This window comes from Flagellimonas sp. HMM57 (assembly GCF_021390175.1).
GTDB lineage: Bacteria > Bacteroidota > Bacteroidia > Flavobacteriales > Flavobacteriaceae > Flagellimonas.
Map to the genome: position 1 here is coordinate 2,370,579 of NZ_CP090004.1, position 22,396 is coordinate 2,392,974.

At 37.8% G+C, this 22,396-nt stretch carries 18 protein-coding genes and 1 pseudogene; 6 read left to right on the forward strand and 13 right to left on the reverse strand.

Annotated features, from left to right (window positions below; all coding sequences use genetic code 11):
- Positions 1-6 precede the first annotated feature (6 nt).
- The 5 genes from LV716_RS10510 to surE all read right to left on the reverse strand — a co-directional run bounded on the left by LV716_RS10510 (position 7) and on the right by surE (position 4,923).
- Positions 7-1,983 carry a ComEC/Rec2 family competence protein gene (locus tag LV716_RS10510; RefSeq protein WP_233759108.1) on the reverse strand — a complete coding sequence of 659 codons (1,977 nt, stop codon included), beginning with the start codon at positions 1,981-1,983 and terminating at the stop codon, positions 7-9.
- 47 nt (positions 1,984-2,030) lie between these two features.
- The gene (locus tag LV716_RS10515; RefSeq protein ID WP_163417694.1) at positions 2,031-2,579 is read right to left on the reverse strand and encodes a C40 family peptidase; all 549 of its coding nucleotides are present in this window, start codon (positions 2,577-2,579) and stop codon (positions 2,031-2,033) included.
- Positions 2,580-2,612: 33 nt separating this feature from the next.
- Positions 2,613-3,725, reverse strand: coding sequence for a lipid-A-disaccharide synthase (gene lpxB, locus LV716_RS10520; protein ID WP_163417695.1), 1,113 nt, complete (start codon positions 3,723-3,725; stop codon positions 2,613-2,615).
- A gap of 144 nt (positions 3,726-3,869) precedes the next feature.
- Positions 3,870-4,154, reverse strand: coding sequence for a hypothetical protein (locus LV716_RS10525; protein ID WP_163417696.1), 285 nt, complete (start codon positions 4,152-4,154; stop codon positions 3,870-3,872).
- On the reverse strand, positions 4,144-4,923 hold the full coding sequence (gene surE, locus LV716_RS10530; RefSeq protein ID WP_163417697.1) for a 5'/3'-nucleotidase SurE: 780 nt from the start codon (positions 4,921-4,923) through the stop codon (positions 4,144-4,146). Before surE ends, LV716_RS10525 begins: the two co-directional genes overlap by 11 nt.
- 205 nt (positions 4,924-5,128) lie before the next feature.
- Here surE and LV716_RS10535 point away from each other — a divergent pair, with 205 nt between their 5' ends.
- Together LV716_RS10535 and LV716_RS10540 are read left to right on the forward strand one after the other, a co-directional pair.
- Positions 5,129-7,300 carry a carboxy terminal-processing peptidase gene (locus LV716_RS10535; RefSeq protein WP_163417698.1) on the forward strand — a complete coding sequence of 724 codons (2,172 nt, stop codon included), beginning with the start codon at positions 5,129-5,131 and terminating at the stop codon, positions 7,298-7,300.
- Positions 7,301-7,449: 149 nt separating this feature from the next.
- Positions 7,450-8,250 carry a DNA/RNA non-specific endonuclease gene (locus LV716_RS10540; RefSeq protein ID WP_163417699.1) on the forward strand — a complete coding sequence of 267 codons (801 nt, stop codon included), beginning with the start codon at positions 7,450-7,452 and terminating at the stop codon, positions 8,248-8,250.
- Here LV716_RS10540 and rodA read toward each other — a convergent pair.
- From rodA to LV716_RS10575, 7 genes are all read right to left on the reverse strand, one after another.
- Positions 8,247-9,530 (reverse strand): rod shape-determining protein RodA, encoded by a 1,284-nt coding sequence (rodA, locus tag LV716_RS10545; RefSeq protein ID WP_163417700.1) that lies wholly within the window; start codon positions 9,528-9,530, stop codon positions 8,247-8,249. The genes LV716_RS10540 and rodA overlap by 4 nt on opposite strands.
- Entirely contained in the window at positions 9,520-11,388 is a 1,869-nt protein-coding gene (locus LV716_RS10550) for a penicillin-binding protein 2 (protein WP_163417701.1), read from the reverse strand. Before LV716_RS10550 ends, rodA begins: the two co-directional genes overlap by 11 nt.
- A 54-nt stretch (positions 11,389-11,442) precedes the next feature.
- Positions 11,443-11,949 carry a rod shape-determining protein MreD gene (locus LV716_RS10555; protein ID WP_163417702.1) on the reverse strand — a complete coding sequence of 169 codons (507 nt, stop codon included), beginning with the start codon at positions 11,947-11,949 and terminating at the stop codon, positions 11,443-11,445.
- A complete protein-coding gene (mreC, locus tag LV716_RS10560; RefSeq protein ID WP_163417703.1) occupies positions 11,942-12,757 on the reverse strand; it encodes a rod shape-determining protein MreC in 816 nt (271 codons plus the stop codon). The genes LV716_RS10555 and mreC overlap by 8 nt, the downstream gene beginning before the upstream one ends.
- 63 nt (positions 12,758-12,820) lie before the next feature.
- Positions 12,821-13,849, reverse strand: a complete 1,029-nt coding sequence (locus LV716_RS10565) for a rod shape-determining protein (RefSeq protein ID WP_163417704.1) — start codon at positions 13,847-13,849, stop codon at positions 12,821-12,823.
- Positions 13,850-13,903: 54 nt separating this feature from the next.
- Entirely contained in the window at positions 13,904-15,436 is a 1,533-nt protein-coding gene (gene purH, locus LV716_RS10570; RefSeq protein WP_163417705.1) for a bifunctional phosphoribosylaminoimidazolecarboxamide formyltransferase/IMP cyclohydrolase, read from the reverse strand.
- 90 nt (positions 15,437-15,526) lie between these two features.
- On the reverse strand, positions 15,527-15,979 hold the full coding sequence (locus LV716_RS10575) for a GAF domain-containing protein (RefSeq protein ID WP_163417706.1): 453 nt from the start codon (positions 15,977-15,979) through the stop codon (positions 15,527-15,529).
- A 144-nt stretch (positions 15,980-16,123) separates the two neighbouring features.
- Between LV716_RS10575 and LV716_RS10580 the strand changes: the two genes are divergently transcribed.
- The 4 genes and pseudogenes from LV716_RS10580 to LV716_RS10595 all read left to right on the forward strand — a co-directional run bounded on the left by LV716_RS10580 (position 16,124) and on the right by LV716_RS10595 (position 19,948).
- Positions 16,124-16,534 (forward strand): hypothetical protein, encoded by a 411-nt coding sequence (locus LV716_RS10580; protein WP_233759109.1) that lies wholly within the window; start codon positions 16,124-16,126, stop codon positions 16,532-16,534.
- 86 nt (positions 16,535-16,620) lie between these two features.
- Positions 16,621-18,854 (forward strand): annotated as a pseudogene (locus LV716_RS10585) (TonB-dependent receptor domain-containing protein).
- Between the two features lie 20 nt (positions 18,855-18,874).
- Entirely contained in the window at positions 18,875-19,231 is a 357-nt protein-coding gene (locus tag LV716_RS10590) for a heavy-metal-associated domain-containing protein (RefSeq protein WP_163417708.1), read from the forward strand.
- Complete coding sequence (locus LV716_RS10595; RefSeq protein WP_163417709.1) at positions 19,232-19,948, forward strand: heavy-metal-associated domain-containing protein; 717 nt, start codon at positions 19,232-19,234, stop codon at positions 19,946-19,948. It begins immediately after the preceding gene.
- On the opposite strand, the gene LV716_RS10600 is transcribed toward LV716_RS10595, so the two are convergent.
- On the reverse strand, positions 19,945-22,311 hold the full coding sequence (locus tag LV716_RS10600) for a hypothetical protein (protein WP_163417710.1): 2,367 nt from the start codon (positions 22,309-22,311) through the stop codon (positions 19,945-19,947). The genes LV716_RS10595 and LV716_RS10600 overlap by 4 nt on opposite strands.
- Between the last annotated feature and the right edge of the window lie 85 nt (positions 22,312-22,396).

Here is a 22,396-nt window from a genome sequence, read left to right on the forward strand (position 1 = left end):
GAGCCATTAATTTTCCTTAAAATAAAAAGAATAACTTCCCTTTTCACGGGTACTGTGGAAAGGGATTTTTCTTTTGCTACAAGTCGCCTTCCATCGTGCTGTATAGCTTTTAAAGTTACTTCCATCTGCTATAATATTTTTGGGTTGGATGGAGTCAATAATGCGTTCTAGATTTATTTTTGGAGATTGTGTCAAGACTAAAAAATCCAGATTTTTATTTTGGGGATAAATCCTGGTACTGTCCAAAATGTACAAATCTTTGTTGCCAAGACTGAAGCTGTGTTGCAATGGTGCAAAGTTTACAGAAGGATTCCTTTCCGCTATTTTATAGTTGTCAACTACTGGTGCTATACCAAGACTGTCCGTAGTGTACACCACTAAAGAATCACCGTTTTGATGCAATAACGAAGTGTTTTTCGATTTATGGAGCAAAACAAAGGCTTCTTTATCTTGTAATCGGAATTGGTTCCAAATATTCCATCCTTGGAATACAATAATTCCAAAAAATAAGGGGAGGATAGCCTTGAATTTTGGTTTGGAAAGAAATAAAACAAGGAAAATTATAATGATATACCCTAAAATCAACTGGACACTATCAAACGGAATATTTTTAATGATAAACCCTTCTTGGTGTGCTACCCAATCGATAATGGCGTTCATAATCTGAATGATTGTATTGTAAGCCTGAACCATGAAACTGGGTAGACTATCCAGTAAGGATAATACAATTACTAGAATTCCGAGCCCCAAAATCAACCCCAAAAAAGGAACTATCAGCAAATTGGAAACAAAGAACAAAGCAGGAAACTGATGAAAATAAAAAAGGCTTATGGGCAAAACGCCCAATTGTGCCGCCGCACTTACCGACATCAATTGCCAAATCTTACGCACTATATGGTTATTCGGAAACCAAAAATGTTGGAGTTTTGGATAGATCCATACAATCGCAAAAACTGCTGCATAGCTCATCTGAAAACCTACTTGAAACAAAAACAGCGGTTTCATCAACAGAATAAAGAACATGGACAAGGCCACGATGTTGAATGAATTTGTTGGACGATTCAAGTACATGGCATAAGCAAAAAAAGAGAACATGGTTACCGCTCGTACTATGGACGGGGAAAGGCCGGCTATAAAAGCGTAGCTCCAAAGCAAAACGACTATCAATGTTAACTTAAGTGTCTTTCCTTTTGGAACTCGTTCCAAAGGTGACAACAAGAACTGCAATAGCAACAGTAGAATACCGATATGAAGTCCGGAAACTGCTAGAATGTGAACAGCCCCAGCATCGATATAACTGTTATAGGTTTCTTCTGAGATATCATTTCGTTGACCTAATAAAAGTGCTTGAATAACACCTAATTCATCTTTGCCAAAGTTCCTTTGCTTCAATTTGACGATGATGCGTTCCCTTAAATAGGATGCTAACCCCCTAAGCGTAGTTGATGCTTTATCTTTTATAATAATTGTTTCGGGATAAATTTGGATTTGATGATATATTCCTTGCTTTTCCAGATATTTTTTATAGTTAAATTGATGCGGATTACTTGGAGCGGAAATACTGTTAGCGGATGAATAAACGAACAACTCATTGTCAACCCGAAGCTTTCGCATAGTAGAATCTACAAATAGGCTTAAAATTATCTTTCCAGAACACCTTTTATTTTCAAGAGAGACAACTTTGGCCACATAGCGTTGAGAATATGGATTGGGCTTCAGTTTCTCCACAATCTTAAGTTCCCACAAGTTGTACTTCTCTATGTTTTGTTCTGAATAATGATATCGTAAATCTTTGGATTTCGCCAAAGTAACGATTACAACGCCAAGAGCTATCGTAGTAGAAATTGTTGTAAGCTCAAAAAATGGAAACCCTTCGCGAGTCTGTTTTTTATAGGTCCAATACAAAAAAGGCAATAAAGCAATAGTGATAGTAAGGGATAATAATGGAGCTATCTCAAAATAGAAACCAATAACAATTCCCATAATAAGGCATAAGGTCAATTTTATAGAAATAAAATTGAAAAACTGCATTATAAAAATCGCGTTGCCTTCACAAACGCATAATTCCAGTAGCCTTCACGTAAAGAAGAAACAATAACACCTCTAGATGTTGTGGAGTGAATAAACTTGATATCATCTCCTTCTACATCAACGACAAGACCAACATGATTGATGCGTTTTCCACTTTTTCCGGTCTTAAAAAAGAGAAGGTCCCCTTTTTGTACCTGAGGGATTTTTATTCGCTTTCCCTCCTCCGCCATTTGATGCGAAGCCCTAGGGAAAATGATATCGTTCTCTTTGAGGGAAACATACAAAAGTCCAGAACAGTCCATTCCTTTTTTTGTTGTCCCGCCATATTTGTAGCGCGTTCCCGAAAAAGTCATAGCAGTAGCGATAATACTATCCGCCTTGGTGTACTTCCTTTTTTCTTTCTTAGGTTTTACGATAGGGATACTTTCTTCTTCAGATCCTTCAACAGAAATGGTTTTAGGAGTGCTGCGGTAGGTTCTTTTTTTCTTGGTTGTACCACAACCAAAAACAAGCAAAATAATGATAAGATAGAGGGCTCTTTGTAACATCCAAGAATAGTTTTTAATTCTTGGGCATTAAATCTAAGCATTTTCCGTGATTAATTTAGCTGCTAATTGACTGGCGCCCTTTCCTCCCAATTTCTTTCTTAGCCTATCGTAATCTTTCAACATGGTATCTCTTTCACTCCCATCAATTATTTTTGATAGTTCTTTTCTAAGGTTTTTGGTTGTCAACTCGCCTTGAATCAATTCTTTAACAACCTCTTTATTCATGATTAAATTGACCAAAGAAATATAATCGAGCGTAATAATTCGCTTTGCAATCTGATAAGAAATCCAATTCCCTTTATAGCAAACGACTTGAGGGATGCCAAAAAGTGCCGTTTCTAAAGTTGCCGTACCGCTTGTCACCAATGCAGCATGTGAATACTTCAAAAGGGAGTAGGTTTGGTTGGAGACATAATTGATACTCTTATCCTTTAAAAATGAGGCATAAAAACTATTGGATAAACTTGGAGCTCCAGCAATTACAAATTGGTAATCTGGGAAATCGCTACAAACAGAAAGCATGATTTCCAGCATTTTCTGCACCTCTTGCTTTCTGCTTCCGGGTAGGAGTGCAATTATAGGTTTTCTTAAGTCCAATCCATTTTGCTCCCTAAACGTAGGCTCATCAACAATTTTGGTGTTTGCTATAGCATCGATTAAAGGATGGCCCACAAAATGTACAGGATAATTGTGCTTCTTCTCATAAAAATCTTTCTCGAAAGGAAGTATTACGTACATATTGTCGATATCACGTTTTATCTTTTTAATTCTTCCTTCCCGAGACGCCCAGATTTGTGGGGATATATAATAATTGGTCTTGAAATTACTTTTTTTTGCCCATTCGGCTATACGAAGATTAAAGCCTGAAAAATCAATGAAAATTAGCTGGTCGGGATTAAACTTTGCGATATCTTCTTTACAAAATGAAATATTCTTGAAGATGGTCGGGATATTCTTGATGACTTCCAAAAAGCCCATAAAAGCCATGTCCTTGTAATGTTTGGCTAAATCACCCCCCGCTTTTTGCATTAAATCACCGCCCCAACAACGAATGTTCGCATTGGCGTCTTGTGCTTTAAGCGCTTTGATGAGATTAGATCCATGGAGATCTCCCGAGGCTTCACCAGCTATGATGTAGTATTTCATTATCTAAGTTCCAGTGTAAAGTACAAGTCAAATACAAATATCAAATTTAAGTTCAAGTGTCAAACTCAAATACAAAATTAAACTTAAAAACACGTGTAAAGAATATATTCAATTTCAAACGTTTTTTCTTTGACCCTTGACCCTTCAAAAAATCTTATAATATAAAATCACCAGTGCCGTGAGTAAGGTCGCAATCATGACTCCTCGGGCCCTATAATCTCTTTTTAAACGTAAGAATCCAAAAAATGCGACTAGATTCAGGATAGCGCCCAATGCCAATAAACTTCCTATATGTTCTTGTGCAACGGCAGCTTCAAATGTCTCAACAATACTTAAATCCGAAAAAACCAATATGTAAAGTAGTGTGCCCAAAGTATTGGCTATAATACCGACGGCAAAACCAATTAAAACTTCTTTTCTATTCTTCATTTAAACTCCAGTTGTTTACTTGCGGAATTACATGATGTGCGGTAAGATCGAACTGGGTAGGGACGACAGAAACAAATCCCTGCGCCAAAGCCCATTCATCGGTATCTTCGCCTTTGTCCAATAATTCAAATTCGCCAGTGAGCCAATAATAGTCTTTGCCTGTGGGGCTCATGCGCTTGTCAAATTTCTCCTTCCAATTGGCTCTGGCCTGTCTACAGATTTTAATTCCGGCAGGTTCGTCAGTGCTTTTTGGAATATTTACATTCAGTACAGTCCCATTGGGGATACCATGTTCCAATGCTTCCAGGACTATTTTCTTTACCGAGTTTAAGGAATGGCTAAAATCTGCATCCCAAGAATAATCACAAAGTGAAAACCCTATTGCGGGAACTCCTTCAATGCCAGCTTCTATTGCGGCGCTCATGGTACCGGAGTAAATCACGTTTATTGAAGAATTAGAACCGTGATTTATACCACTAACACAGATATCCGGCTTTCTGTCCAATATTTCCTGCAGTGCCAATTTAACACAGTCAGCAGGTGTCCCACTACAACTATACTCGCTGGGTGCGCCTTCATCTTGATCAATGACCACTTTTTTGGAATAGAGCGTGTTGTCTATGGTTATGGCATGTCCCATACCGGATTGCGGGCTATCGGGAGCTACGACGATTACCTCTCCTATCTCTTTCATTACCTTAATTAAAGCCCTGAGTCCAGGGGCAGTAATTCCATCATCATTAGTAACTAAGATGAGTGGTTTTTTCATAAGATATAATTAAAGTCGTAAAAATACGTTTTTCATAAGGATATGGACCTCTAGGCGTTTAACAAAAAATTAAAAACCATGATTCATACTGGCACGGTTTTTTCTGTATCTTAGGGAATTCGTATGAAAAAGAAAGAAGGATGACGTAATGACGATTTGACATTGATGTGTCAATTGATTTCGCTCCCAAATAAACACACCTCTTATGAAAAAGAATTTTGTTCTTGGCTTTTTAATAATACTTATCGCAGTTGCCTCCTGCAGTTTTACAAATAAATCTTTTGAGAACGATGACAAGGATAAATTGTTGTTGGATTTGATAACCTACGTATTGGAGCGCGGCCACTATGAACCAAAAGATTTGAACGATAATTTCTCTTCCAATGTCTTTGATGATTTTATCGAAATATTGGATCCTACCAAAAGATACTTCTTGGCCAGTGATATAAGGGAGTTTGAAAAGTACAGATTTCAAATTGACGATGAAATCAAGAATACGGACATTACATTTTTTAATATTGTCTATCAACGTTTAATGAAACGGATGGACGAAGCGAAAGATATCTACAAAGAGGTGCTTTCCCAACCGTTTGACTATACAATCGAGGAGAGCATCAATATAGATTACAAAGATCAAGAATTTGCTTCGAGCAAAAAGCAATTAAAAGAGCGTTGGAGACAACAATTAAAATACAATACCCTTGGTGTTTTTGACAATAAAATAGAGAATAGAATAGCTGAAGCCAAACAATCACAGACAGCTACTGTTGATGCTGTATTTAGCTTTGATGAAATCCCTGCATCCATAGATAAAGAAACAACGGAAGAAGAAGCTAGGGAGAACACAATGAATACGTTGGACGAATTCTTCGATTTTGTTGACGATTTAGAACGAAAGGATTGGTTTGTACAATACATCAACACGATAGTTGATGAATTTGATCCTCATACCTATTACTTCGCTCCAGACGATAAAGAAAAATTTGATATTGGAATGTCCGGTAAGTTCGAAGGTATTGGTGCTAGGCTTCAAAAAAAGCCTGAAGGTGCCAGAATCATGGAAATAATATCGGGTGGTCCAGTTTGGAGGGCACAAAGCTTGGAAGTTGGGGACGAAATTCTAAAAGTTGGCCAAAATGGTGAGGAGCCCATTAATATTGTTGGGATGCGTTTGGACGATGCCATAAAGTTGATAAAAGGCCCCAAAGGAACTGTGGTGGACCTAACGGTAAGAAGAGTTGACGGTACCGTTGAAAAAGTATCCATTACGAGAGATGTTGTACTGTTAGAAGAGTCTTATGCAAAATCTGCCAAAGTAAAAGAAAAAGACCATAACTATGGTATTATCAATCTACCCAAATTCTATGTTGATTTTGAAGATTATACCGAAAGAAACGCTGCTTCGGATGTAGCAAAGGAAGTGGAGCGATTAAAGCAAGAGGGTGTAGAAGGAATTATTTTGGATTTAAGAGACAATGGTGGTGGTTCGCTAAAGACCGTTGTAGAAATGGCAGGGCTTTTCATTAAAGACGGTCCCATTGTTCAGGTACGATCTTCCGGTCAAAGAAAAGAGGTACATGAAGATAAAGATGAACGCATTCAATGGGATGGACCATTGGTGATATTGGTCAACGAACTTTCAGCATCGGCTTCGGAGATTTTGGCTGCCGCTATGCAAGATTACAAACGCGCGGTCGTCATAGGGAGCAAACAGACTTTTGGAAAAGGAACCGTTCAGAATGTAATTCCTTTGGACAATATTGTTAGAAGTAATGAACATGGTGATTTAGGAGCTATAAAATTGACAACGCAGAAGTTTTATAGAATCAATGGTGGATCTACGCAGTTAGAAGGTGTAAAAAGTGATATTGTTGTACCGGACAGGTATAGCTACATTGATCTTGGCGAAAGGGACCAACAAAATCCTTTGGGCTGGGATAAGATTACCCCGGCAGAATATAAAATCTGGGACGGTTATATCGATTTTGAAACTACCGTTGCAAAAAGTAAGGAAAGAATGGCCAACAATCAGCAAATAAAATTGATTGAAGAAAACGCAAAATGGTTGAAGGAACAACAAGATGAGACTGTAGTTTCTTTAAATTATGATGTGTATACCGATAAAGGTGAAGAGGCAAAAAAGAAATCGGAATACTTTAAAACGTTAAGGGATTATGATTCGCATTTAACTTTTGAGTCATTGAAGTATGAAACAGAACTCTTTGTCCAGGATTCTGTATTGCGTGAGAAGAGGAATAGATGGCATCAAAACTTAGCGAAGGATATTTATGTGGAAGAGGCTGTGAACGTTCTTAAAGATTTGCAGATGAACAATATCAAAAACAACGAAAGAAAGTTAGCAAGTGTAAAGGGATAGTCTATTTACATTGGTAAGCATTTAAAAAAGCTGCTTCATTTGAAGCGGCTTTTTTTATTGTGCACTTATTTATGTTACCGACCAAAATAGTAATGGCAGTGCGATTTTGATTTCCAAGGTTATTATAAATAAAGTATGTTTATGACGAAATGAAAAATAATACAATTTATACCTTATTGTTTGTAGTATGTGTGGTTGGCTTTTGGCTATTTGAGAATTTTTATACTCCTGCAACCTATTCAGACCCAAATTCCAAAGCGCATTCTTCTCCGTTTACAACAGATTTTTTGCCAAGCTCCACCACAGGAGCCATTATAAAGCACGACTATTTTATGCTCTCCTATAGCGAGCCACATGAACAGGCGGAATGGGTGGCGTATGAGCTCAAGCAAAGTCATCTGACCTATGATGACAGGGAGCGCCCTTATTTTATTGAAGACCCAAAAGTAGCCACTAAATCTGCCGATTGGAAAAACTATAGAGGGTCCGGTTATGATAGGGGACATCTTTGTCCTGCGGGGGATAGACGTTTTTCAGAATATGCCTATAACGAAACCTTTTATACAAGCAATATCAGTCCTCAAAACAGAAAATTTAATGCTGGGATTTGGAATAGGTTAGAGCAGAAAGTTCGCTTTTGGTGTAAAAAATACGGTGATTTAAACATCATAACAGGGGGTGTTTTGGAAAGAGGGTTGAAAGAAATAGGAAGTGAAGATGTAGATGTTCCCAATGCATTCTACAAAGTCATTTTTAGAAAGAATGGAGATTCGGTAAAGGTACTTTGCTTTTTGATTCCGAACGAGGAGAGCAAGAAACCACTAGAAAGCTTTTTGGTCCCAATAGATAGTATTGAGAAACTAACTTCTATCGATTTTTTTAAAAATAAGCCTAAAATTTGGCAAGAAAAGATTGAAAGTAAGATAGATACTTCTGGTTGGACTTTTTAAATACCGTCCTTTAAACGGTTGGAGTCCAGTTTTAGGAAAATAAAAAGCAACATGGTAAAGAAGATGAGTCCAGAACCGCCATAACTAAAAAAAGGCAAGGGAACCCCTATAGTGGGCAATAGCCCAATGACCATGCCTATATTTATAAAATAATGGATAAGCAGTATAGAAATGACCCCATATCCATACATTCGGCTAAAATCATTTTTCTGTCTTTCCGCGATAAAGATCAGTCGTAAAAAGAAAAAAGTGAACAGTAGGATTACGGTTACCGTTCCCATAAACCCCCATTCTTCGCCTACAGAACTAAAAATATAATCGGTATGTTGTTCCGGTACAAAATCCCCTTTGGTACGTGTGCCCTCTAGAAAACCCTTTCCAAAGAAACCTCCAGACTCAATGGCCTTTTCAGATTGATAAGTATTGTAACCAATGTTCTTTCTAATTTCCTCTAGTTTTTCCTGATCTTTTTCCAAACGTAACCACAGGGCAAAACGGTCACGATGCCGTTGCTCAAAAACGTTTTCAAAAATAAAGTCAACCGAAAGCGAGAATAGAATCGACAAAACAACTATCCCGCCCAGCGGTAACAAAGGTATTTTTGTGGATTTTTTCTTGAATACAAAAATGACGCCTGTCAATAGTCCTAAGGAAATGGCTATCCAAACAGTTCCGAACATCAGCGTTGTGGCAAACAAAGCAACCATTACCAATATGATACCTAGATAATATAATGGAAATCCTTCTCTAAAAAGGACGAAAAAAAGTGAAAAGTAGATAAGAGAACTTCCTGGATCTGGTTGGGGCAATATTAAAATTGCAGGTAATAGTATGATCAATAAGGCATATAGTTGGTGCTTTCGATTCTTAATGTCGGTTTGAATATCACTTAAATATTTTGCCAAGGCAAGGGCGGTGGTAACTTTGGCTAGCTCAGAAGGCTGTAAATTGAAAAAACCCAAATCATACCAAGATGTGGCTCCGGCAATCGTTTTGCCAAAGACGAACAACCCAAGTAACAAAACAATTGAAATGATATAAAAAATAGAGGCAAAGCGTTCAAAGAAATTGGTTTCGATAAAAAGGACAAAAAGAATCCCAACACCAGCTACTCCTATAAAGAAAAGCTGTTTTCCATAAAGTGTTGAAAAATCAAAAATGGAAGCATCTGGATCACTCAGCGTTGTGGAATAAATATTGATCCAGCCAATAAAAACTAAACAAGCGTAAAGAAAAATGGTTAGCCAATCTATTCTGCCAAAAAGCCCTCTACCAGACATATTCATTTATCTTGAAAGGTTCCCCGCTGTATGGTTTCGCATATTCGTGTTCCAATGTTTTTTCAAGCATGCGCTGTTCCAAATCCTTCCGGGTGATTTCGCCTTTCACATATTTTTCAATCAATAAGGAAGCAATGTGACCCGCATAACGCGAACCATAATATCCATTTTCAATATAAACGGCCAAGGCTATTTTCGGATTATCAACAGGAGCAAATGCCACAAATACCGAATGATCCGTAAGTTGCATACGTTCCCCATCGATTCTAACAAAATTCTCAACGGTTCCTGTTTTTCCAGCTATTTCAATATCGGGTACTTGAACCCATCTTCCAGTACCAAATTTGTACACGTTCGCCATGCCATCGATTACTGGCTCAAAATGTTCTTTGTCAATAGTAGTTTCGCGTCGCTCCGTAAACCTGGGGTCTATTGCGCCGGTAGAGCCGACACTTTTTATGATATGTGGTGTGTAAAAATAACCACGGTTGGCTATGGCAGCTGTCATGTTGGCAAGTTGCAATGGGGTAGCCGCAACTTCTCCTTGTCCAATGGCATTTGAAATTATTGTTGAAGAGCCCCATCTTCCATCTCCATACCACTTATCGTAAAAGCCTTTTCCAGGAATTCTGCCGGGGCGTCCGGTTGGGATATCGGTGCCTAAATAGCTGCCAAGCCCAAAGCTTTTCATATGCTTTTCCCATACGTCCATACCTTCATCGGTAGAAGCGTATTTTTCATAGATCTTTCTAAAGGTTCCTGCAAAGTAGGCGTTACAGGACTGGTAGATGCCCGAGTTCATGTCGCGAACGCCTCCACCACAATGGCATCCTTTCTTTTGACTGCCTACGTAGAACCCATTATAACATCTAAATTTTGTTTCAGGGTTTATGACACCTTCTTGTAATGCCACTAAAGCGTTCATGGTCTTAAAGGGTGAACCTGGTGAAGGTTCCGCCAGAATTGACCGATCCCATGTAGGTTTTGAAATGGTGTCATAATGGAGTTTGCTATAGTTTCTAGAACGTTTTCTACCCACTAAAAGGGCAGGGTCATAGGTTGGTCCGGAAATCATGGCCAATATCTCCCCAGATTTGGGTTCAATCGCCACGATGCCCCCTCTTTTTCCATGCATCAATCGTTCTCCATATTCTTGAAGACTTTTGTCCAGAGTGATATGAATTTCCTTTCCTTGTTCTGGCAAGGTGTCCAGTTTTCCATTTTTATATGGACCGATATCTCTGTTGAAACGGTCTTTTTGAATAAACTTAACTCCTTTTCGTCCTCTTAGAATCTCTTCATATTGTTTTTCAATTCCAGTTCTCCCTTTTAGCTCACCTGCTACGTAATAAGGATTGTTCTCCAAATCACGTTCATTGACCTCACTAATGTAACCGAGTACGTTGGCGGCACTATTGGTATCATAATAACGTAGAGACCTTTTCTGAATATAAAAACCAATAAAATGTCGCATTTTTTCCTGAAGCCTTGCATAATCTTCCTTGGACAGTTGAGGAACCAGAACAGATGGCAGTCTTGGTGAATATACCTTCGCTTTTCTCATCTTATCAATAAAAGAAGCCTTGTCTATTCCCAAGAGCCCACAAAATTCCAAAGTATCCAATGGTTTCACCTCTCGCGGAATCACCATTACATCATAGGCGGGTTGGTTTCCTACCATAAGCTCACCGTTCCTATCGTATACATAACCTCTTTCCGGGTAATCATAAATAGCTTTAATAGCTGGGTCTTCCAAAGTCTGATTTGGAGAAAAGCTAAAGAGCTGTAAATAGGAAAGCCTGCCAATAAAGGTAAATCCTATAATGACAATGATAGAGGATAGTAACAGTTTTTTCATAAACGGCAGAGTTTTAGTTACGCCATATACTATTCCAACGAAATTGTATGGTTTTTATTCGCTTTTTGGACTAAAAAGTGAACTGAACAGCGTACATATGAACAAAGTTACGATACCGGTAGCAAAAACCTTTTTCAAAATTAGAAGGATGTGGGATAAACTTAACATTTCAAAAGTAAAGAATACGATTTGATGCAGTAAAATTAAAAGTCCCAAAAAAGTGACACGCTGTACCTTGGTGGTATTTTTAAAGCTGAAATTTTGAAATTCATAATTGACTCCAAAACAAAATCGCATAATGATGGGTCTTACAAAAGCAACGGTCAATGTGGCCATTGCATGAAGCGCCATGGTATCTGAAAAGATATCGATCATAAAACCAAGAAGGAATGCCGACAGCATAAATACACCTCTGTCCCCCTTTATGGGATACCAGTATAAAAATATGACATAGACAAGGGGATTTATAAAGCCCAAAAAGTTTAAGGTGTTAAAAATCAGTACCTGTGTGAGCACCAGTAGAATGAACCTAAAAATATTTATCAATATGGTACTATTCATTTGTAGTAGTTGCTTCCAGTTCTATAATTTCCTTTCGATTCTTGTTTTTTATCAAATACACGTTTTTAACATTGGCCATATCATTGAACAGTTCAACATCGATATTATAAAAACTTTTTGAAGTATTTAAATCGTATTTTTTAATTGTTCCTATGGGAATTCCTTCTGGAAAGATACTGGACATTGCACCAGTAATTATAGTATCGCCAACAACCAACGGAACCAATCTTGGAATATCGATGAGTTGTACGACATTATATTCCTCTGCGTTCCAGATAAGTGATCCAAAATAATCGGTGTTTTTTATCTTGGCATTAATATTCGACTTGGTATTGAGAACACTCTGAACCGTTGAAAAGTTAGAAGATGTATTTTCAACGATGCCCAAAATACCTTTAGTAGTAATAACGCCCATGTCTTGTGTAACACCTTGCTTTTTACCCTTGTCCAGCGTAATATAATTTCTGGGGGAGGAAAAACTATTTTTAATAAGGTTGGCACTGATTACCTCATAATCAATAGTTGTTGTATCTATTTGAACATTGGGCTTTTCTTCGGAATTAAATAGCAATCTCCGTAATTCTTCATTCTCCTGCACCAACCTATTGTTTTCATCCCTAAGCTGAAAATAAGAAGAAATGTTAGCAGCATTGTTATAGACATTTCCCGTAATCCATTTGGACGAATTGAAAAATTTTGATTGATGGTACGAATGGGACCTAACGGTCATTATTAAAGATATGACCATAAGAAAGACATATAAAAATGTAATTCTGTAGCTTAAAATAAAATTGATGATGCGCTGCATGCAATCATATCATTAAGAAAGTACAACAACTTTCAGGTGGACAAAAATGATTGGGTGACCAAATTATTTTATCAATATACTTTTATAACGCTCCAAATTTTTAAGCGCTATGCCCGTACCACGAACAACTGCTCTTAAAGGATCTTCCGCTATATACACGGGCAAATCCGTTTTTTGGGAAAGCCTTCTGTCCAATCCTCGTAACATAGATCCACCACCTGCTAAATAAATACCTGTATTGTAGATGTCAGCGGCTAGTTCTGGAGGGGTCTGCGAAAGTGTTTCCATAACGGCATCCTCAACGCGCAAAATACTTTTATCGAGTGCTTTGGCAATCTCCCTATATGAAACTTGAACTTGTTTTGGTTTACCAGTCAAAAGATCCCGCCCTTGTATGGATTTATCCTCTGGCGGTGATTTTAAATCTTCAGTTGCAGAACCGATTTCAATTTTTATGGCTTCGGCAGTACTTTCCCCAACATAGAGGTTGTGTTGCGTTCGCATATAATATATGATGTCGTTCGTGAACACGTCACCTGCAATCTTCACTGATTTATCGCACACGATCCCACCTAGGGCTATCACAGCAATTTCAGTAGTTCCACCACCTATATCTACGATCATATTTCCTTTGGGCTGCATAATGTCCAAACCTATACCAATAGCGGCAGCCATAGGTTCATGGATTAAATAGACTTCTTTCCCGTTTACCCGTTCTGCCGATTCACGTACCGCACGCATTTCCACTTCAGTAATACCGGAAGGGATACAAATTACCATTCTTAGGGCGGGAGGGAACCATTTTTTCTTTAAAGCAGGAATATTTTTGATGAACATATTGATCATCTTTTCAGATGCATCAAAGTCAGCGATTACCCCATCCTTTAATGGCCTAATGGTCTTAATATTTTCATGGGTTTTCCCCTGCATCATATTGGCTTCCTTTCCTACGGCTATGATTTTTCCAGAAATACGGTCTCTGGCTACTATGGAAGGGCTGTCAACAACTACTTTGTCTAAATGAATGATTAGGGTGTTTGCAGTACCAAGGTCAATCGCAATTTCCTCGGTCATGAAATCAAAAAATCCCATAAAAAGTGTCGGTTTTTTGGATTAAAAATAAAATTAAAGACTAAAGTACTAAAATTAATGCTTAAAATGTCTAGTGCCAGTCATTACCATTGCTAACCCGTTCTCATTACAATAATCTATACTCAATTGATCTTTTATAGATCCACCAGGTTGTATCACGCTTTTGATACCTGCTTTATGGGCAATCTCTACACAGTCGGGAAACGGAAAGAACGCATCGCTTGCCATTACAGCTCCCTCCAATTCAAAATTGAAGGATTTTGCTTTATGAATGGCCTGGTTCAAGGCATCTACCCGTGATGTTTGTCCTGTTCCGCTTGCGCATAGCTGCTTATTTTTTGCAAGGACTATGGTATTACTTTTGGTATGCTTACAGAGTTTTGAAGCAAAAATCAAATCTTCAACTTCCTGTATGTTCGGTTCTTGTTTGGTAACCGTTGTCAAGCTATCTGATCTATCGGTTTTATAATCTTTGTCTTGGACCAGCACACCGTTCAGACAAGTTCTGATCAAAGTGTTCGGGAGCGTTACTTCATTTTGCACCAATATAATTCGGTTCTTTTTCCCTTTGAGTATTTCTAAAGCCTCCTCGGAAAAACTAGGGGCAATTACCACTTCACAAAACAATTTGTGGATTTCTTCGGAAGTAGGGCCATCAATTTCAACATTGGAAATAAGAATACCCCCAAATGCTGAAACTGGGTCACCAGCAAGTGCATCAACATAAGCTTCTTTGATTGAATTCCTAGTTGCTAGGCCACAAGCATTGTTGTGTTTTAAAATGGCAAAGGTTGGGGCATCGTTCTTAAATTCCCCCATTAAATTTACTGCTGCATCAACATCTAAAAGATTGTTATAGGAAAGCTCTTTGCCATGAAGCTTAGTAAACATGGCTTCAAAATCTCCATAGAAATATCCTTTTTGATGTGGGTTTTCGCCATAGCGGAGTACTTTTCCATTTTGCTCACTTATTTTTAAAGCGGTTTCGGTTCCATCACCATTAAAATAATTGAAAATTGCCGAATCATAGTGCGAAGAAACGTTGAATGCCTTGGTTGCAAAACGCTTTCTGTCCGCTATCGTAGTTGAGCCATTTCCTTTTGAAATTACATTTAAAAAATCCTCATAATCTTCCATGGAAGATACACAAAGTACATCTTTGAAGTTTTTGGCCGCAGCACGGATAAGGGAGATGCCACCAATATCTATTTTTTCGATAATATCTTGTTCAGATGCACCACTGGAAACTGTCTTTTCAAAGGGATATAGATCAACAATGACAATATCCAATTGTGGAATTTCAAATTCTGCCATTTGGGCAACATCGCTTTCGTTGTCCTGTCTATTCAATATGCCACCAAAAACCTTAGGATGAAGTGTTTTTACACGGCCGCCCAAAATAGAGGGATAGCTTGTGACATCTTCTACAGGGACTACATTGATATCTAAATCTTGAATGAATTTTTCCGTTCCGCCGGTTGAATACAGGGTTACACCGAGTTCATCAAGTTTTTTTACAATAGGCTCTAGTCCGTCTTTATGAAAAACGGAAATTAACGCAGAAGTAGCTTTTTTGGTGGTGTTCATTTTGTGTCTTAAAATCAATTTATTAAGCACACAAAAGTAAATTTTTTGTTATTAAAAAGTTATAGGGGTTATCAACAAATTACATTAGTTTTAAAGAATCTGGGCTACTTTTTCATTTACAAATTCCAAAAAGCGCTCATCTTCTTCAGTAAATGGGTCGGGGGTATTGGAATCGATATCTATTTGTCCAACATTTTCACCATTTACGAATAGCGGGACCACAATTTCAGCCTTGACGGTAATACTACAGGCAATATAATTATCTTGGGCAGCTACATCAGGTACTACAAAATTTTCATTGCTGACCGCTACTTGCCCACAGATACCTTTCCCGAAGGGAATTATCGTATGATCTGTGGGTTCCCCAGCGTAAGGACCGAGCTTTAATTCGTTCTTATTACCATTTTTAAAATAGAAGCCCACCCAATCGTAATACTCCACGGTGTCTTTTAAGAGTTGGCACAGTTCGTCCAAACGATTTTCCACACTTTTTTCGTTTTGAGATAAAATATTGGTGACTTTTGATCTTAGGGATACTAGCATGACAACAGTTTTTGCAAATGTATTTTTTAATTAGCGATTTTGGTCGCAGGAAACGTTGAAAATTACATTTTCAAATACTCTAAATTTTAGTTAACGTACTCCGTTTTAAATTCAAAAAGATAGAGTTTTTGTAATTTTACGTTTGTGAAAAAGATTTTCCGGCATATTGCATCGGTATCCTTGGCCATTATGGTGTTGTTTTCTACCGTCTCATGGACTGTGGATAAACACTTGTGTATGGGTAGGGTCATGGATATTGCTCTGTTCGTAAATGCTGATGATTGTGGTATGGAGGATGCCATGGCGGCAATGGGGGCAGAAACCATGGAAAACCATTGTTGCGATGACGAATCGTTTACGCTCGAAGGTCAAGATGATCTAAAGCTTTCTTGGGACGATTTTGAACTGGACCACAAGTTATTTCTGGTAGCCTTTTCGCAATCTTACTTTGATTTATTTGTTCCGGTCGATGAGCTCCCGGTTCCACACGAAAAATACCCACCTCCCAATCTGGTCAGGAACATCCAAGTTTTGGACCAAGTCTTTTTAATTTGATTCTATTGAACTTTTTCAAAGTCCTTTCTTAAGGACTGCCAATGGTACATTCTTCTGTACCAAGTACAAATGTTCAATACAAACAAATGAAATATATTTTAATACTTTTTTTATGGTTTCCCTATTCTATTGCTGCACAAGATGCAATTGAGGGCATGGTGATGGAAGCCAATACTGAAAACAAACATATTGGACTCGCTGGAGCCAATGTGTATTGGTCAAATTCCCAAATTGGAACGATGACCAAAAATGACGGCACCTTTAATATTCCCTATTCAAAAGATTACAATAAACTTATTATTAGTTTTGTAGGATTCAAGACAGATACGTTAACTATAGACAAGCCAAGAATGGTACATCATTGGTTGACACCTTCCAATCAATTGGATGAGGTTGTTTTGGAAAAGAAAAAGGATGATGTGCAAAAAACATTCTTTTCTGCCCAAAATGTGGTTACGGTAAACAGCGCAGAACTTTTGAAAGCTGCATGTTGCAACCTATCAGAAAGTTTTGAGACCAATCCGGCCATTGATGTTAATTTTAATGATGCCCTTACGGGAACAAAACAGATTCAGATGCTTGGGCTTACAAGTCCATATTTATTGATTACCCAAGAAAACATTCCTATGGTTAGGGGGCATCGCAAGTCTACGGACTTACCTTTACCCCAGGTACTTGGGTGGAAAGCATTCAGATTACCAAAGGTGCCGGGAGTGTGGTCAATGGGTATGAAAGTATATCGGGGCAAATCAATACCGAACTCCAAAAACCGTCTACGGACTATCCCATTTTTGTAAACGGATATGCCAATTTAAATGGAAGATTGGAGCTGAATACCCATATCAACAGAAGATTATCGGAAAAATGGAGCACGGGCTTTTACGTGCATGGAAATCGAAGAGATGTAGAAGTCGACAATAATGATGATGGTTTCTTGGATGCTCCGTTGGCCAATCAGATCAATATTGCGAACCGGTGGCAATATCAAGATATTGAAAATGGATGGGTCAGTTTTCTTAATGTCAGATTTCTGAATGATGAAAAACAGGTAGGGCAAACCAATTTTAATCCAAGTACGGATAAATTCACTACAAATGCTTGGGGGAGTGAAATTGATACCAGACGGTTTGATAGCTCGCTCAAATTGGGTTATGTTTTTCCGGAATCACCCTATCAGAGTTTTGGTTTTCAGGTTTCCTACAGTAATCATAGACAAGATTCTTTTTATGGATTCAATATTTACGATATAGCCCACGAAAGTCTGTACTCTAATTTTCTGTTCAATTCCATTTTAGGAAATACAAAAAACAAGTTTAAAGCTGGTTTGACTTTTGCTTTTGATGGCTATGATGAGTTGGTGAACAATCAAGATTTTGAGCGAACCGACCGTTCAGCAGGAGCTTTTTTTGAATACAGTTACACCAATCTTGAAAAGCTTAGTCTGACTGCTGGTTTGCGTGTAGATACGCATAATCGTTTAGGTACTTTCATCACGCCAAGATTGCATATTCGGTATACGCCTTGGGAAAAAGGTAGTCTACGGGGATCTTTTGGAATTGGAAGGAGAGCAGCCAATATTTTTGCCGAAAACCAGCGGTTGTTCGCTTCGTCAAGAACTATTCGATTGGTGCAAAATGGAGGGGATATTTATGGTTTTGATGCCGAAAAGGCATACAATTATGGTGTAAGTTTTATACAGGGCTTTACCTTGTTCGATAGGCCGGGGGATGTTTCAGTGGATTTTTACAGAACTGATTTTGAAAATCAAATTGTTGTAGATTGGGAAAACCCTAGAGAAGTAGTCTTTTCAAATTTGGAAGGGAAGAGTTTTGCTAATAGTTTGCAGGTTGAACTGAACTATGAAGTTGTACCGAATGTGGAGTTGCGAACTGCATATAAGTTTTATGATGTGCAAACCGATTACCAAACCGGACTTTTACAAAAACCATTACAAGCTCGTAATCGGTACTTTGCTAATATAGGCTATAACACCACGGCGAAAGAAAATGGAGCGCAATGGCGTTTTGATTATACATTGCACGCCTTGGGAAAACAACGATTACCCAATACCTCTGCAAATCCTGAAGCTTTTCAATTAGGCGAGTTTTCAGGAGCATATAGTTTGATGAACGCGCAAATAACCAAGGTATTCTCAAAGAAATTTGAGATGTACGTTGGGGGTGAAAATTTGACCAATTTTAGACAAAACAATCCTGTTTTAGATGCAGAAAACCCATTTGGCCCTAATTTTGACACTACTATAGTGTTCGGTCCAATTTTAGGTAGAATGGTCTATACAGGTTTTAGATTTAAATCATAACATAATTAAATAACATAAAGATGAAAAAAATAGTGATTTTTCTAGTATGTATCATGGGGATGCTCGTGAGCAATGCACAGGACAAAAAAAAGAAACTTGAATTTGAGGTCGACGGAAAATGTGAGATGTGCAAAATGCGTATCGAGAAAGCTGCGCTCAATGTTCCTGGTGTAAAATATGCCGTTTGGGACATTCCATCGCACCAGCTTTCCTTAATTATGGATGAGCGAAAAACAGATGCCATGAAAATAAAAACCGCATTGGTCGAAGCAGGTCATGATACAAAGGAATTAAAGGCTTCTCAAGAAGCATATGATAATATTCATCCGTGCTGTAAATACCGTGAAGATAATACCGATGACAGTAAAAAACATTAAATGGAACATACCTATTCGGTGAGTGGAATGACCTGTGAAGGTTGTGTCGCTTCTGTGTCCAAAAAGTTGTTGGCAATTAAAGGGGTAGAACATGTTGAGGTGGATTTGAATAATGGCAAGGCCAGAATAATTTCAGAAAACCATGTTCAAAACAGTATCCTACAAGATGCTTTGGGGAGTAAGTACGGTATTTCTGAAATACAAGGGGAAACATTGGAAGCACCCATTCAGGAAATACAATCCAAATGGGTACAGCTACGACCCTTGTTTTTGATTTTTATGTACTTGTTTGTAGCCTCGTTCCTGTTGAATTTCAAAAATTGGAATACTGCTTCAGCTATGCTGGATTTTATGGGATTGTTTTACATCGTTTTTAGTTTTTTTAAGCTATTGGACTTGAAAGGTTTTCCTGAAAGTTTTCGCATGTACGACCCATTGGCAAAAGCTGTTCCAGTTTACGGGTGGATTTATCCATTTCTGGAACTTGGCTTGGGTCTTTTATTTCTTATGCGGATTGAGGTGGAAATCGCTTTGGTTGCTACAATACTTGTTTTGGGAATAACGACTTTTGGAGTAATTAAAACCTTAGTGGATAAAAAAAGCATTCGATGTGCCTGTTTGGGAACGGCATTAAAACTCCCCATGACCGAAGCAACATTTATAGAAAATGCCATTATGTTGGTGATGGCTTTTTGGATGTTGGGAAGTATGATTTAATCCAATGAAATTTCTTGAGTATGGGAGAGGAGCGAGCCATCTTCTCCCATGCCTTCTATATAAACTTTTACTGAAGAAATATTGTCTTTTGGGATTTTGAAACCTACTTCACCCTTTTTATTGGTGGTTAATTTAGGTTGCCAATGAACAATACCATAATTTTCAAAAGCTTCACCTTTGGTTGAGATGTACTTTGGACGATAGAAAGTTTTGGGTCTGGAAAAACTGTTTTTCACGAGCTTTTCGGCAAAATTCATTGATGATTTCCCTAAAGATAACCCTGACTTCCAATAAATTCGAATAACTCCTCCGGGAGCATATATATCCCCAGACAAGCCTTGTGTTTCAAAATAAATCTCGTCTATCTGATTTAAGGGCACATAACGTAATTGGGCAATATCTTGTAAATGAAAATCATCGACGTAAACTCGAACAGGTCCTCTGCTAGGAATGATATTTCTTATAGACAATGCACCTGGAATTCTTGTATCCACTCTGAATCCATTTCTTGCGATTAGGTCGGTTAAAAAAGGGCTTTTTTTCAGTTCCGCCTCATCTACTTTTACGCCTTTAAACGCAAAATTAACGTTTGGACCTTTCCGTGTAAGTTTTTTTTCAATTCGTCCTTCAGTCAGTACAACCTCGTCCAAGGCTATAATATCTCCAGATGGTCTAAAAAGAGGGGTTTTATTGAGTCTTGTTGTAGTAGCCAACTTGTAATAATAAGGATGATTGTATTTCTTCAGAATGATTGAATCCTTTTCTACATCAAAGCTATTAAAATGAATATTTAAATCAGGTTTCCTCAATCCTCCTCTTTTTTTTCGGATGGAAAATTTAAGAGTATCACCATTTTGTGAAAACAAATCTGTTAACTCTAGGTTTTGGGAATCGTACATATCAAGAAAAACCATGGAGTCATTATAATCTCCAATCAATACTAATCGCTCTTCTTTTTTTAGCTTTGAGGATAGTTTCAATTGGGCGTTTACCCCATGTTCGAAAGGATATGTGATTACGGGTTCCCCTTTAAAAATCAGTCCCCAGTCATAACTACTCCAGCCTTGCGTGAGCATAGCCAAGTCCAGTTCATATTCCTTTATTCTATTGGAATCCGAAAAATATCGGGAAGAGTTTTCAATAGCTGATTTTAAATACGGGTGTAAGAGAAAGGAAGAAAAGATATTGGATTCATTAAGATTATTGGTGTTAGCGGCTGGTAAGGCAGAAACACTTAGTGAAATAGGAGTGTTTTTTTTGGTGTAAGCCTTTATTTTCAAATAGACCGAGTCCTTTTTTGTTTTGCCCTTTGTCAAAGATGTATTGGCCAACCTAAGTCCATTGAAATTGAAAATAAGTCGTTCACTTATTGGTTCTAAGTTTTGGTTGAACAAGGTTATTATGTTCGTTCCAGGCAACAGATTTTTTTTGCTGATTTTAATATTTCTGGAGATACTGTCAAAGACAAAAGAATTTAAGGTCATGATTCCATCACGATGGATGGCCAAATGAAATGAGTCTTTTTTGATGGTTTCAAAGGTCTTGTTGTTCGTATTTAATGAGACGATCAATTTCTCCTCCAAAATATTATTTATCGCCATGGCAACCCCATTAGACTTAGCTTCCGGAAGCTTTTTTTCAATAATACTCCCATCTATGAGAACTGTCTTTAAGGTATAGGTCATTTGTTTTTTGGGAAGTAGTTCAAACCGACCTAAACCCACCTCATTGGTAAAGACTTCGGTCAATTGATTATTTTCTTCATCATATACTCCTCCTTTTTGAATCTGTACTCCTCTACCATTACCATCCACAATGCGTAGGCCTACCATGTTATCCGTATCAGATATCAAATGCCCGCCTTCAGGAAGTAGTTGTAGGTCATGGTCTTTTTGGAGTGAATTGGACTCTGTTTCCTTATCGGAATCAACTATGGTAACTTTTTGAACAAATGGCGCATCCTCTTCGAAGTTTTTCATCCATTTGGTATCTGCTTTTATAAAGTACGTTCCAGGATTTAATGTAGAATCTATCTTAAAGCTTCCGTGAGTAATAGCTTGATCAAACAAAAAAAGGTCTTTGATAACTTGTTCTCCTTTGGAATTGTATAATCCGCAGTATAGGTTTTTTGTTGCATTGGAAGGATAATTACTTTTTTTATTGTAAGCATAGGCCGTCCACCAAATCTCATCCCCTTGAATAAAGGTAGTCTTATTTAAATGCAAATGAATGGACTCTCGACAGTGTTGGAAACGAGATTGGTATATCTTCTTTAGCTCTGTAGTCTCTTCCTTTTGAGCATTGAGGTTGAAATTAAAAAGAAGAAGTGGGACAAGAAATGTACTAATATGGATTTGGCTCATTTTGTTTTCTTTTAAAATACAAAAAAGAGCTCTGCCTGAAAATCACTTTATCAAGGATTTAACACGTCTATGCTACAAAAAAACC